Annotated in this window: 9 protein-coding genes and 1 pseudogene; 9 read left to right on the top strand and 1 reads right to left on the bottom strand. The window is 66.9% G+C overall.

The features are described from left to right. Positions 1–193 precede the first annotated feature (193 nt). The 7 genes and pseudogenes from AX690_RS03695 (at position 194) to AX690_RS03665 (ending at position 10,797) form a co-directional block, all read left to right on the top strand. Positions 194–2,794 (top strand): TonB-dependent siderophore receptor, encoded by a 2,601-nt coding sequence (locus AX690_RS03695; RefSeq protein ID WP_066682469.1) that lies wholly within the window; start codon positions 194–196, stop codon positions 2,792–2,794. Positions 2,795–2,900: 106 nt separating this feature from the next. Continuing rightward, the gene (locus tag AX690_RS03690) at positions 2,901–4,163 is read left to right on the top strand and encodes a serine hydrolase (protein ID WP_066682467.1); all 1,263 of its coding nucleotides are present in this window, start codon (positions 2,901–2,903) and stop codon (positions 4,161–4,163) included. Beyond that, the gene (locus AX690_RS03685) at positions 4,160–5,482 is read left to right on the top strand and encodes an MFS transporter (protein WP_066682463.1); all 1,323 of its coding nucleotides are present in this window, start codon (positions 4,160–4,162) and stop codon (positions 5,480–5,482) included. The genes AX690_RS03690 and AX690_RS03685 overlap by 4 nt, the downstream gene beginning before the upstream one ends. Then, a complete protein-coding gene (locus tag AX690_RS03680; RefSeq protein WP_066682461.1) occupies positions 5,479–7,119 on the top strand; it encodes a carboxylesterase/lipase family protein in 1,641 nt (546 codons plus the stop codon). The genes AX690_RS03685 and AX690_RS03680 overlap by 4 nt, the downstream gene beginning before the upstream one ends. Positions 7,120–7,128: 9 nt before the next feature. Further along, positions 7,129–7,302 (top strand): annotated as a pseudogene (locus AX690_RS03675) (SDR family NAD(P)-dependent oxidoreductase); the annotation flags it as partial. A 76-nt stretch (positions 7,303–7,378) separates the two neighbouring features. Then, positions 7,379–9,541: a TonB-dependent siderophore receptor gene (locus AX690_RS03670; RefSeq protein ID WP_231732107.1), complete on the top strand. Its 2,163-nt coding sequence runs from the start codon at positions 7,379–7,381 to the stop codon at positions 9,539–9,541. After that, the gene (locus tag AX690_RS03665; protein ID WP_066682458.1) at positions 9,535–10,797 is read left to right on the top strand and encodes a PepSY domain-containing protein; all 1,263 of its coding nucleotides are present in this window, start codon (positions 9,535–9,537) and stop codon (positions 10,795–10,797) included. Before AX690_RS03670 ends, AX690_RS03665 begins: the two co-directional genes overlap by 7 nt. 128 nt (positions 10,798–10,925) lie before the next feature. Here AX690_RS03665 and AX690_RS03660 read toward each other — a convergent pair whose 3' ends face one another. After that, on the bottom strand, positions 10,926–11,348 hold the full coding sequence (locus tag AX690_RS03660) for a VOC family protein (protein ID WP_231732110.1): 423 nt from the start codon (positions 11,346–11,348) through the stop codon (positions 10,926–10,928). A gap of 222 nt (positions 11,349–11,570) precedes the next feature. Here AX690_RS03660 and AX690_RS03655 point away from each other — a divergent pair, with 222 nt between their 5' ends. After that, positions 11,571–12,152: an RNA polymerase sigma factor gene (locus AX690_RS03655; protein WP_066682454.1), complete on the top strand. Its 582-nt coding sequence runs from the start codon at positions 11,571–11,573 to the stop codon at positions 12,150–12,152. After that, positions 12,116–13,063, top strand: a complete 948-nt coding sequence (locus AX690_RS03650; protein WP_066682452.1) for a FecR domain-containing protein — start codon at positions 12,116–12,118, stop codon at positions 13,061–13,063. The genes AX690_RS03655 and AX690_RS03650 overlap by 37 nt, the downstream gene beginning before the upstream one ends. Positions 13,064–13,118 lie beyond the last annotated feature (55 nt).

The raw sequence follows: 13,118 nt of genomic DNA, 5'->3' as shown, positions 1-13,118 counted from the left end.
CTCCAGTCTTCCTGATCGGACCCGTCCGGTGAAGACGCTCTCCAACCGATTCAGGATCGGACGATGCGGCGGCGACCCCAAGGGGTCAAGCAACCGCATAAACAATTTCATTTAGTGATAAATAAATGAAATTGACGGCGCGACGCCCCTCGGCTACCCCTTGAGCAAGCAAAAAACAAAAGGGGAGGGTTCAATGAAGACCTGGAAAACCGCGCGTTGCGTGGCGTTGTCCAGTGCGTCTCTGGTCGCCGTTCTGTGCGCCGGACACGCCTCGGCGCAGGCGACAGACGATGCATCCGACAATACGCTTGAGGCCGTCGTGGTCACGGGCTCCAGCATCCGGGGCGTCCCGCCGGTCGGCTCGAACCTGATCGGCGTCTCGCGCGACGACATCAAGACCATCGGAGCGACCACCACGCCGGACCTGCTGGCCAGCGTGCCGCAACTGAACAGCTTCAACACCGCGCCACGCGCCAATAACGGGGGCGCCGGCTCGTTCGCGCCGGGCCTGCGCAGTCTGCCGGCGACGGCGACCCTGCCGCTGCTGAACGGCCACCGTGTCGTCGCGGGCGGCGCCAACGAGACCAATCCCGACTTCCCGTTTTTGCCGGATCTGGCGATTGAGCGCGTTGAGATCGTGGCGGACGGCGCCTCGTCGATCTACGGCTCGGACGCGATCGCCGGCGTCGTCAACTTCATCACCCGCAAGCGCTATTCGGGCCTCGAGATGTCGGCGCGTTACGGCGCGGCCGACGACTATCATACAGCCAGCATCAGCGGCCTGGCCGGCCGCGACTGGGGGAGTGGCTCGATCCTGGCGGCCTACCAGTATACGGAGAATGGCAACGTCGCCGGCGCGGACCGCGACTACCGCAAGGTTGATTTCCGCGGCTTTGGCGGCGTCGATACGCGAGGCTCCAGCTGTCCTGCGCCAAACGTGGTCATCGGCGGAGTCGTCTACGGCGCGCCTGGCCTGACGCCGAACTCGACCAACTATTGCGACGTCGGCGGCCCAGTCGACCTGGTCCCGGCCTCACGCCTGCACAGCGGCTTCGCCAGCGCGCGTCAGGAGATCGGCGAGCGCGTCACCCTGTGGGGCGAGCTGCTTTATTCGGACCGCAAGGACACGGTCCAGGCTGCGATCCCGGCCCAGACCGTGACGATGACGGCGGCCAACCCGTTCTTCAAGGCGCCGCCCGGAACCACGGCGACGGCCGCGACGATCTTCTTCCGCCCCGACAACCTGGTCGGCGCCGACCATTTCGACCAGACCTATCGCGTGAAGGCCGGCAACTCCTCGGCGGGCGCGGACTTCAGCCTTCCGAAGGACTTCAAGCTCAGCGCCTACGGCACCTATGATTGGGCCAAGCACGTCGCCCATCAGCCGATGATCAATCCCGCGGCCCTGGCCGCGGCGGCGGCGGGAACAACCACGGCGACGGCGCTGGATCCCTTCGGCCAGGGGACGAGCCTGTCGGTGGTCTCCAACATCACCAACTACTCGACCAGCGTCACGATTCAGCAGCGCACCAAGCTCGCCGCGGTCAAGCTGGATGGGGCGCTGCTCGACCTGCCCGGCGGAGAGCTGAAGGTCGCGACGGGCGCCGAGTACAGACGCGAGACGTTCCAGCAGCGGGGCTTCGTGGGCGCCACGCCCGTACCCGAGAACCTGGGACGCAACATCAAGTCCATCTATGGCGAGCTGTTCGTGCCGATCTTTGGCGACGCCAATGCGACGCGGTTCATGCGCCGCCTGTCGCTTTCGGTGTCGGGTCGCTACGACAAGTACAGTGACTTTGGCTCGACCAGCAATCCGAAGGTCGGCGTCAACTGGGACCCGGTGGAAGGGCTGACGCTGCGTGGAACCTACGGCCGCTCGTTCCGGGCGCCGGGCCTCCGGGACGTCGGCGCCACCGTGGGCGCATACTATTACGACGCCACGACGGCCGGCGTGCTGGCTCGTGATCCGACGCGCGGCGCGGCCCAGGTCAACACGGTCTTCCTTCTGGGCGGCAACAAGACCCTGCAGCCCGAAAAGGCGCGGACCTATTCGTTCGGGTTCGATTTCGCGCCGGCGTCCTTGCCGGGCTTCCGAACCAGCGCGACCATCTACGACATCAACTTTACCGATGTGATTGGCACGCCGCCGACCAGCCTAGTCTTCACGGACCCGACCTTCGCCTCGGTTGTCTACCGCAATCCCTCGGCCGCCCAGCTATCCAGCCTGCTGGCGCTCGGCGTGCCGGTCACCTTGCCGACGCCATTGCCGGCGATCGGCAACGCCCTGGACCTGCGTCGAGGCAATTTCGGGGTGCGCAAGACCCGCGGCCTGGACTTCGATGTGAATTATCGGCGCGCCACCAGCTTCGGCAGCGTGTTCGGCGGCGTCGCCGGCAATTACATTTTCAAGTTCGACACCCAGCTGTCGCCGACCGCCCCGGTATCGGACGCCCTGAAGCTGGGCGTGCCCAAGGCAACCGTGCGTACGACCTCGGGGCTCACCGCCGGCTCGGTCATGGCCGTGGCCTTCGTCAACTATCGCGACGGCGTCACCAACAACTACGCCACGCCAACGGGGACGGGCGTCTACGAGGCCAAGGCCTACACGACCGTGGACCTGCGTATCTCGACGACCCTGCCGGACACAGGCCTGATCAAGGGCTCGGAAGTGTCGCTGCAGGTCAACGACCTGTTTGACAAGACGCCGCCATTTGCTCCGGCCACGGACGGCATCGGCGGGGCCTACAACCCGATCGGACGCTTCGTCGCGGTGAACCTGCGCAAGACGTTCTGACCCTGGGCGGCGGCCGCCTCCCCGGTCGTCGCCCGCCGCGGGGGACTAGGTCGCCGCCAGCCCCCGCGGCCTTCCCTTCAGTACCCGGCCGGAGCGCCCCTTTTTCATGATCGACGACGACGCCTGCCGCGCTCAGGGCTTCGACCCCGCCAAGCTCGCCGAGGCCAGGGCGGTGCTCCAAGGTTTCGTTGACCGAGGCGAACTTGCGGGTCTGGTGACCCTGACCTCGCGCCGCGGCCAGATCGTCCAGTCCGACGCGATCGGCTGGCGCGACCTTGAAAGCCATGACCCGATGCGGCCCGACACCTTGTTTCGCATCGCCTCCATGACCAAGCCGATCACCTCGGTCGCGGCTCTGATGCTGATGGAGGAGGGCAAGTTCGCGCTGGAGGATCCCATCGGACGCTGGATCCCCGAATTGGCCCAGCCGCGAGTCCTGCGCGATGCGGCCGGACCGCTGCATGAGACCGACCCGGTGCGGCGTCCCATCACGATCGAGGACCTGCTGACCCACCGCTCGGGTCTCGCCTATGGCTTCTTCTCGGAGGGGCCGCTGCAGAAAGCCTACGAGCAGGCCCTGGGCGATCCGGCCATGACTCGCATGAGCCCGCGGCAGTGGCTGACGGCGCTGGGCGGCTTGCCCCTGGCCTATCAGCCGGGCGACCGTTTCCACTACGGCCACTCGACCGACGTCCTGGGTTTCCTGATCGGTCGGGTCGACGGCAAGCCCCTGCGTCAGGTGCTGAAAGAGCGGATCTTCGAGCCGCTCGGCATGACGGATACCGATTTCTGGCTGCCGCACGACAAGCGCCCACGCCTGGCGAGCCTCTACGGATTTGACGAAACGACAAACCGCCTCGCAAAGCTCGAGCCCGAAATGTACGACGAACCTCCCAGCTACACGCCGGGGGGCGGTGGGCTGATTTCGTCCGCCTCCGATTATCACCGGTTCGCGCGAATGCTGTTGAGCGAGGGGGCCCTGGACGGCGTCCGCCTGCTGCGGCCCGAGACCGTGCGGCTCATGCGGACCAATCGGCTGACGGAGCGCCAGCGCGAGACGCCGTTCGCCGGCATGCCGCTGTGGCGGAGCAATGGTTTCGGTCTGGGCGTCTCGATCGCGGAGGATGCGATCGACAACCCATACGCCTGCGGTGCGCCAGGCGCGATCACCTGGCCAGGGATTTTTGGCACGTGGTGGCAGGCTGATCCCGTCAACGACCTGATCATGATCTACCTGACCCAGCATCAAGTGCCGGTGTCGGCCAAGACCGGGGCGACCATCGCCACCGGGCGCGGCGCGGCCGGACGAAGGGCTTTGCCTGAGCACCAGCGGGGCGTCTACGCCGCCTTGCGGACGGAGGAACGATGACGCGTCCGCTCGAAGACATTGCGCCCACGACCGCGCCATCGGCCGCCGTGCAGGAACCCGACCGGCGCGCTTGGGTGGCCCTGGCGTGCCTGTGGTTCATCTACGTCCTGAACTTCCTGGATCGGCAACTGCTATCGATCCTGGCCAAGCCGATTCAGGACACACTGCAGATCACCGACAGCCAGCTGGGGCTCCTGGGCGGTCTCTATTTCGCGGCCTTCTACTGCTTTATCGCCATCCCGGTCGGCTGGCTGGCGGACCGGACCAACCGCGTGACCGTACTGGCCATCGCCTGCGGTGTCTGGAGCGCGGCGACCATGGCCTGTGGCATGGCCCGATCTTACAGCGGCTTCGCAATCGCACGCATGACGGTCGGCTTCGGGGAGGCGGGCGGCGTGCCGCCGTCCTACGCGATCATCACCGACTATTTTCCACCCGGACGCCGAGGCACGGCGTTGGGCCTTTACAATCTTGGCCCGCCCGTGGGCGCGGCCCTCGGCATCGCGTTCGGCGCCTCGGTGGCCGCCGCCTTCAGCTGGCGCGACGCCTTCATGATCACCGGCGCGGTCGGCGTCGCCGCCGCCTTGGTCCTGAAGTTGGTGGTGCGAGAGCCGCGGCGTGGGGGTCTCGATCCCGCGACGGCCCACGTCCCGCAGGCGCGCGCGGGTTTCGGCGAAACCCTGAAGATGTTCTTTTCACATCCGGTGCTACTGCTGGCTTCGCTGGGCAGCGGCGCAACGCAGTTCGTCACCTACGGCCTGGGCAATTTTGCCACGCTGTTCCTGATGCGCGAGAAGGGCATGACCCTCGGCGAAGTCGCCGTCTGGTACGCGATCGTGGTCGGCGTCGGCATGAGCGTGGGGATCTTCGGCTCCGGCTGGCTGATCGACCGCTTCACGCGCGAATCCAAGCGCGCCTACGGCCTGGCGCCCGCCGGCGCCCTGCTCTTGGCCGTGCCGTGCTACCTGGGGTTCGTGGCCGCGCCGCACTGGCCGACAGCCCTGGCCTGCCTGCTGCCGGCCATGTGCCTGAACCACGTCTATCTGTCGTCCGCCGTGACCCTGGTTCAGAACACGGTCCGCCCCAATCAGCGGGTGATGTCCGGGGCCTTGCTGCTGTTGGTGATGAACTTCATCGGCCTGGGCTTGGGCCCGACCTATGTCGGCGCGGCCAGCGACTTCTTCCGGGCGGCGTATCCACACAACTCGCTGCAGGTGGCGCTGTTCACCCTCGTCCCGTTCTACGGCGTGGCCATCACGCTCTTCCTTCTGCTGGCGAGGGCCCTCGGCAAGGGCCCCAGGATCGGGGCCGCTCAATGAACCGCGTGACAAACCTGCTTCTCGTCGCCGTGCTGCTGATCGCCGGCCGCGCCCATGCCGCCGAGAGTCGACCCTTGGTCGTCGCTCCGGCCGGAACGGTGCGAGGCGTCGTCGTCGATGCTGGGACCTTGGCCTTCAAGGGGCTGCCGTATGCGGCGCCCCCGGTCGGGCCAGGCCGGTGGCGTGCGCCCGCGCCGGCCGCGCGCTGGACGGGCGTGCGCGACGCCAGCCAGTTCGGCCCGGCGTGCATCCAGCCCACGCCTGGGGCGCCGTCGGTCTATTCGGGCGAGATCGGTCCTACCAGCGAGGATTGCCTGACGCTGAACATCTGGACGCCGTCGGCCCGGGGCAGGGCTCCGGTCATCGTCTGGATCCATGGCGGCTCTCTGACCTCGGGCTCGGGAAGCTCGGCCCTGCAGAACGGCGCGCGTTATGCGGCGACCGGCGCGGTGCTGGTGACGATCAATTACCGTCTGGGCGTGTTGGGCTACATGGCGCATCCAGACCTGGGCAACGAGAACCCGGGCGGCCTTTCCGGCAACTACGGCCTGCTCGACCAGATCGCGGCGCTGAAGTGGGTGCGCGCGAACATCTCCGCATTTGGCGGCGACCCCGACAATGTCACGATCGCCGGAGAGTCCGCCGGGGCGCTCAGCGTCATGTACCTGATGGTCTCGCCCCCGGCGCGAGGGCTGTTCGCGAAGGCGATCGCCCAGAGCGCCTACATGATCTCCACCCCCGAGCTGAAAGCGGCCCGTCACGGCGCGCCGTCGGGCGAGGCGGCCGGCGTCTATGTGCAGGGGGCGGTGACGGCTCCCAGCCTCGCGGCGATGCGGGCGATGGACCCGCAGATCCTGACCGACAAGGCCGCTCGCGCCGGCTTCCTGCCGTTCGGCGCGGTGGACGGCGCCGTTCTCACGCGCCAGTTGATCGACTCGTTCGATCGCGGCGAGCAGGCGCGGGTTCCGATCCTCGTCGGCTTCAATAGCGGCGAGATCCGCTCTCTGCGCTTCCTGGCGCCGCCGGCCCCCAAGACCGCCGCCGAATATGAGACGGGGATCAGGGCGCGCTACGGCGACCTGGCGGACGACTTCCTAAAGCTCTATCCGGCCTCGGCCTTGGAGGAGAGCGTTCTGGCGACCACTCGCGACGCCATGTACGGCTGGACCGCCGAGCGTCTGGCGCGATCGCAGACCAAGGCCGGTCAGCCTTCGTTCCTCTATCTGTTCGACCACGGCTATCCGGCCATGGATCAGGCAGGGCTGCACGCCTTCCACGCCAGCGAAATCCCCTACATGTTCGGGTCGCTGGACCGCGTTCCGCCGCGCTGGCCCAAGGCGCCGGATGCGGCGGAGGAAAGGGCGTTGTCGGACGCCATGGTCGGCTACTGGACCAGTTTCGCCCGAACTGGTCGGCCGCAGGCCGGCGGCGAGGCGACCTGGGAGGCCTATAAGCCCGCCGGCGCCTACATGGCCTTCCGCGACAGGCCGATGGCCGACACCAACCTGATGCCAGGCATGTTCGCCCTCCACGAGCGCGCGGTCTGTCGCCGCAAGGCCGCGGGCGACCAGCCCTGGAACTGGAACGTGGGCCTGGTCTCGCCAGTCCTTGCCAGGCCGACGCCCGCGTGCCCCTGAGGAAGCTGGATGACTGAACCTGCCAACGCCCAGACTGGTCGTGTCGCCATCGTCACCGGCTCGGGCGGCGGCCTGGGCCGCGTCCATGCGCTCTATCTTGCCAGCCAGGGCGCCGCCGTGGTGGTCAACGACATCGGTCAGGACGTGGCTGACCGCATGGCCGACGAAATCCGGCGGCAAGGCGCTCCGTCGTCCTGATTGTTGCGAATAACTATTATTCGCGCTAACTGGCGCGCCATTCTTTGGGTAAGGAGTGGGCGTGGTGAAGTTTCATGGACGTTTGAGGCCTTCGGTGGCGGCGTTGGCCCTGGCCGCCGGCTTGGTCGGCGCGCATTCCGCCGCTGCGTTCGAGACCAGCGAGGCCGGGGTGACGACCCCCACAGACGAGCCCGACCTGACGATCATCATCACCGCCCGGGCGCGTCAGCTTTATCGCGCGCAGGAAACCACCAGCGGCAAGCTGGAAACCCCGCCGCTGGCCTCCAGCCTCAATATCCAGGTCCTGAACGCGGAGCTGATCCGCGACCAGGGGGCTCGCGACGCTCAGGATCTCTATCGTAACATCGCCGGCGTCAGCCTGTTCTCCTACGCTGGCGTCACCGCCCGCGGCTTCCGTCAGGAGGAGATTTTCTTCGACGGCCTGCGCGGCGATCCCTACGTCGCCTTCTCGGTGCCGCAGCTATTCAACGTCGAGCGACTGGAGTTCCTCAAGGGGCCGGCGGGGATGCTCTATGGCCCCGGGGCGCCGGGCGGTTTGTTCAACTACATCACCAAGACCCCCAAGAGCGAGTTCTCGGCGCGGGCCACGGCCGTCGCTGGAACCGAGGCGCGCCGTGGCGGCTCGGTCGAGATCGAGGGCTTCCTGCCCGGCGTCGAAGCGCCCGCCACTCGGCTTGGCGCCTTCTACGAAAGCCGCAATACGCCGCGGCGCAACTCCGGCAGCGAGGTCCTGATCCTCGACGGTGGGATTCGCAGCGACCTTGGCCCGGCCGCACTGACTCTGCAGGCCACCCGCTATCAGCAGAACCTGCAAGGCAACCGCCTGCGCGGCGTGCCGACCGACAATCTGGGCCATTTCCTCGCTGACCGGCGCTGGAACCACAATGAGAAGAGCGACTTCCTCGATCTGACCGCCAATGTGCTGCAGGCTCGGCTCGAATGGCCCGTGTCGGACAGCCTGAAGGTCGACGCCAGCCTGCGCTATTCAAAGAGCCTGGAGCGCCAGCAGTATCACGAACCCCGTGGCCTGACCGACAGTGATCGAGACGGCGTGCTGGACCTGTCGCGCCGTGAGTTCCGCGACCAGGAGCGGGATCTCGAGCAGCTGAGCTTCGGCGCTAACGCCGTTTGGTCGCGCGATCTGGGCGCGCTGCGCAATCGGGTGCTGTTGGGCGTTGACGCTTACCGCAGCGAGCTGGTCAACAACAACCGTCCCTCGCTGCTGGGAGGCTTTACGGCCGTCGCGGGCCTGCCCGGGCCGCTCAGCCTGATCCACCCGCTCTACGGGGTAACCGATCCCAAGACCTACAAGCTGAGGGCGCGGGTGCGCACCTCCGCCGTGCAGGAACGGTCCGGCGCCTATCTTTTGGAGGAGGCCACCGTCGGCCCCTTCATCGCCACCGCCGGCGTACGCTTCGACCGTTACGAGGACACGTCGGACGCCAGCGTCTTCAAGGACCAAAAGGCGACATGGCGGGCAGGCCTGGTCTGGCGCGCGCGTCCTGACGTCTCGGTATATGGCCAGTGGGCCCAGAGCTACGAGCCGCAGAGCGTTTCCAGCCAGGATCCGCTGGCGGGCGGTCCCTTCGCGCCGACAGAGGGCGAAATCGTCGAGGGCGGCGTAAAGACCGAACTGATGGGCGGCCGGCTGCAGACCACGTTCGCCGCCTACCAGATCGTCCGCAGCAACATCCTGCAGAGCGACCCGCGCGGCGACGTGGGCGGCGACGGCGTCAACGACATGATCGCGTTCGGCGAGGTGACCAGCAAGGGTGTCGAGTTCGACCTGGCCGCCGACCTGACCAAGAACTGGGTGCTGACCGGCTCCTACGCGTACAACGACACCCGCATCACCAAGACCAACAGCAAGACGGTGATCACCAACAGCGTCGGCGATCGGTTCGCCAATGCGCCCAAGCATAAGGCCGGCTTCTGGACACGCTATCAGTTTCCCAAGCTGGGCCTGGCTCTGGCTCTGGGCGGAGACTATGTCGACGTTCGCACCTCGCTCAGCGGCCAGAAGGTGCGTCCCTATACGGTGTTCGACGCCTCGGTGATCTACAAGGTCGGCCCCTGGTCGACGCTCCTGCGGGTCGACAACCTGTTCGACAAAACCTACGCCGCCTCCGGCTTCATTGATCGCACCGGCCACTTCCCCGGCGAGCCCCGCTCGCTGTTCCTGGAGGTTTCCCGCGAATGGTGAGCCTTGAGCGCGCGTCCGTAGCGGAGCGGGATGGAGCAAATGCCCTTCCGCCAAGGCGCGTCGCCAAGGCCAAGGGCTCGCGCCTGTGGTGGCGTGTTCACCAGTGGGTTGGACTGAAGCTGTCGATCCTGCTCGGCTTCGTCTTCCTGACCGGGACGGTCGCCGTGTTCAGTCATGAGATCGACTGGCTGCTGCGACCGGCCTTGCGGGTCGAGCCGGCGACGGTGGAAGGTCCTCTGGCCTGGTCGGAGGCGGCGCGCCAAGTCGCCGCCCTTCAGCCGAAGGCCAAGATCCTCCTGCTGGACGCGCCGATCGATCGCGGCTTCGCCATGACCGCGACGATCCAGACGCCGGACGGACGGCGCAGCTTCGTCTATCTGCACCCCACGACCGGCGCGGTGCAGGGCGAGGGGGCATGGGTCGGGGCTCAGCGCATTCTGCGCAACATGCACCGGCACTTGAACCTGCCCACGGCGGTGGGCGTGCCCATCGTCTCGGCCCTGTCGGTCCTTTTGCTGATCAGCCTGGCGACGTCCTTCGTCGTCTACAAGAAGTGGTGGCGAGGCTTTCTGAGGCCAGTGCGATGGCGCGACGCCCGCACGGCCATGGGCGATCTGCACCGTCTAGCGGGACTTTGGAGCCTTTGGTTCGTCGCCTTGATCGGCGCAACAGGTCTTTGGTATCTGGCGGAAAGCACGGTGGCCAAGGCACCGCCGGCTCCGCGCGCCAAGGTGGCCGCGGTCAAACTCGATGCTCGCGGCGTGGCGGATCGACTGGAGCGCAACCTCGCCGCGGCTCGCGCCGCCTATCCGGATCTGCGTATCCAGCGCATCGTCTTTCCGTCGGGCAAGATCGGCGCGTTCCAATTTCAAGGCCAGCACCGGGCGGTGCTCGTCCGTGAGCGCGCCAACGTTGCCTGGACCGATGCGTCGACCGGCAAGGTCGTGCTTACGACCGACGGGCGAGATCTGACGGCGCACCAGCGTCTCTCCGAAATGGCCGATCCGCTGCATTTCGGCACGTTCGGCGGGGTTTGGACCAAGCTGGTCTGGTTCGTGTTCGGCCTAGCCCTGACGTCCCTGGCGGTGTCTGGCGTGGCGGTCTACGCCCTGAGGCTGTCGCGCGACGACGGGATGTCGGCCGCCTGCGCCAGCGCCTGGCGCGGCATGGGTCAATGGCGCTGGGCCGCGTTGGCCGGAATTGGGGTCGCCCTGGCGCTGCTGCCGGCGCTGTTCCAAGCGGCCGGTGGCGACTAGGCGCTGCGGGCCTGGAGGTTGAGCCCGTGAACGCCTTGTGTTCGCAAGGGGGCCGATGTCAGCAACGGGCGCGAAGCCGCCGCAGATGACGTTGCGATCGACTGCAAGGGGGAAAGGCGACGGCCAATCTACGCCGGGGGAGCTGAAGGGGGCTGTTGGAAGATCACGCCGAATCCGTCCGGATCCGAGACCGAGAAGGCCAAGAAGCCGTATCCCGTGGTCGCGGGAGCTTGGGTGTTGAGGCCTCTCGCAGTGATCTCGGCATGTATGCCGACCACGTCGTCGCAGTCGATATAGATGGCTGTGTGCCGACAGCCTTCCCAACGCGGCTCGCTTCGTCGCGCAGGTCGTTCGTTTGAATCGTATGCGGTGTTCAGCATCAACTCAGCCCCACCGCGGGCCAGACGGACGAAGTGAGAGAAGCGACCTTCCGCGGTCTGGACCTCAGGACTGGCGAACAGCACCTCAAAGCCGAGTTGGTCGCGGTAGAAGGCGAGCGAGGCGCTCATATCGAACACTTCGAAATATGGCGTGAGCCCGTGCACTTCCACCAAGTGAGCCTCCTCGGTCGCGCGAGATCTAGTCAGCCGGTCTTTGGTCAAGCTTTAGGCAGCCGCCAGGTTAGCATCAAGCGGTGACGGTCATCGCAGAAGATACTGGCAGGCCAGCGAGCGGCCTGACCGAATGACTGCGCACCGTCGCCAAACTGACATCCTCGATCGCTAGTGCAGCGTTCGAGAGCCGGCTGTCTTCGCCGGGGCGGGACTCGCGTGATGGCTTGGCTACGCGACATCGATAAATGGTTCGCCGAAGCGGTTCTGCCGTTCGCGGCGAACTATCGCGCCTATGCCCGCAAGCTGACGCGCGACGCCGCCGAGGCGGAGGACCTCGTGCAGGAGGCCTACGCCAAGGTGCTGGGCGTCCCCGACTGGCGCCGGCTGGAGCGCCCGGAGCGCTTCGTCCTCACCATCATTCGAAACCTGGCCTTCGAACGCGTGCGGCGGGCCAAGGTCGTCGGCATTCGCCAGATCGGGGTGCTGGAGATGGAAGCTCTGCCGGATCCGGCGCCGGACGCCTACGCCGTCGCCAGCGCTCGGGAAGAGTTGCTGCGCGTGATCGAGGCGGTCGATCGGTTGCCGGAACAATGTCGCCGGGTGGTCACGCTACGGAAAATGGAAGGGCTTTCACCGAGCCAGATAGCGGTTCGGTTGAACTTGTCCATCTCTACGGTTGAGAAACATCTGGCCAAGGGCTTGGCCCTGCTGACCAAGGCGTTGGCGGCGGACGAGCGTCGAAGGATCGGAGTTAAGGCGAGTACATGGCGCAAGCGGGCGATCAAGACAGAGACGCGCTGATCGCCCAGGCTTCGGAGTGGCTGGCGCGTCTGGACGCCGGCCGTGCGGATTCCGCGGAATTCGAAGCCTGGCGTGACGCCGACCCCCGCCGCGCCGCCGCCTTCGCCGAGGTCGCCGCCGCCTGGAGCCGGCTGGACGCCCTGCGCGACGCTCCGCCGCGCGCTCGTCCCGCGGCGACCCGGCGCGCCTGGCTGGGCGGCGGCCTGGCCCTGGCGGCCGGGATTTCGGGCGCCGCCTATCTTGGCCGGGACCAATGGCTGCGCGACCGCACCGTGACCGGCGTGGGCGAACGTCGCAGCCTGTCGCTGCCCGACGGCAGCTCGGTCGAGCTGAACACCGACACCGAAGTGCTCTGGCGCTTCGGCCGCGACCGCCGGCGGCTGTGGCTGAGGCGAGGGGAGATCGCGCTGACGATCGCTCATGACGCCATGCGGCCGTTCGAGCTCTTCACGCCGTCGGGCTTGGCCAATCTCGCGCCGGGCCAGTTCAATGCGCGCCTGCGGCCCTCGGGACTGGACCTGATCGTGCTCGCCGGCCGCGCGGCGATCCGCACCGCCGCCGGGGAGACAGAAGCTTCAGTCGTCAACGCCGCCGATCCTCGGCAGGCGCTGGCGGTCACCGCTGCGGGCGTCGCCGTCGCGGCAGCGCCTGAGGTCGAGGTCCAGAACGTCCAGGCATGGCGTCGTGGTGAAATCGTTTTCGAAGGACAGCGCCTGTCCGACGCGGTCGAGGAATACAATCGTTACCTCGTTCGCAAGATGGTCATAGAAGACCCCAAGGTCGGTGCCATGCGCCTGGGCGGCCGTTTCATGACCGGAAACCCCGAAAGCTTCCTGGAGGCCTTGCGCACAACGTTCGGTCTACGGATCATTGACGACGGATCGTCACGAATTCTTCTCAAATCTCGATAGAGGTTTTCCGCGCCCCTTCCATCTTGCTGAGCGAGACGCCGGTTTTCGGCGACCT

This window comes from Caulobacter sp. CCH9-E1 (assembly GCF_001556515.1).
GTDB lineage: Bacteria > Pseudomonadota > Alphaproteobacteria > Caulobacterales > Caulobacteraceae > Caulobacter.
Note: the sequence above shows the minus strand (reverse complement) of the source record. Positions and strands in the feature narration are given on the sequence as shown.

What these genes read in the sequence shown, in the direction of transcription:
- AX690_RS03695 (WP_066682469.1), top strand. Translation starts at nt 194, where the DNA reads ATGAAGACCTGGAAAACCGCGCGTTGCGTGGCGTTGTCCAGTGCGTCT.
- AX690_RS03690 (WP_066682467.1), top strand. Translation starts at nt 2,901, where the DNA reads ATGATCGACGACGACGCCTGCCGCGCTCAGGGCTTCGACCCCGCCAAG.
- AX690_RS03685 (WP_066682463.1), top strand. Translation starts at nt 4,160, where the DNA reads ATGACGCGTCCGCTCGAAGACATTGCGCCCACGACCGCGCCATCGGCC.
- AX690_RS03680 (WP_066682461.1), top strand. Translation starts at nt 5,479, where the DNA reads ATGAACCGCGTGACAAACCTGCTTCTCGTCGCCGTGCTGCTGATCGCC.
- AX690_RS03665 (WP_066682458.1), top strand. Translation starts at nt 9,535, where the DNA reads ATGGTGAGCCTTGAGCGCGCGTCCGTAGCGGAGCGGGATGGAGCAAAT.
- AX690_RS03655 (WP_066682454.1), top strand. Translation starts at nt 11,571, where the DNA reads ATGGCTTGGCTACGCGACATCGATAAATGGTTCGCCGAAGCGGTTCTG.
- AX690_RS03650 (WP_066682452.1), top strand. Translation starts at nt 12,116, where the DNA reads ATGGCGCAAGCGGGCGATCAAGACAGAGACGCGCTGATCGCCCAGGCT.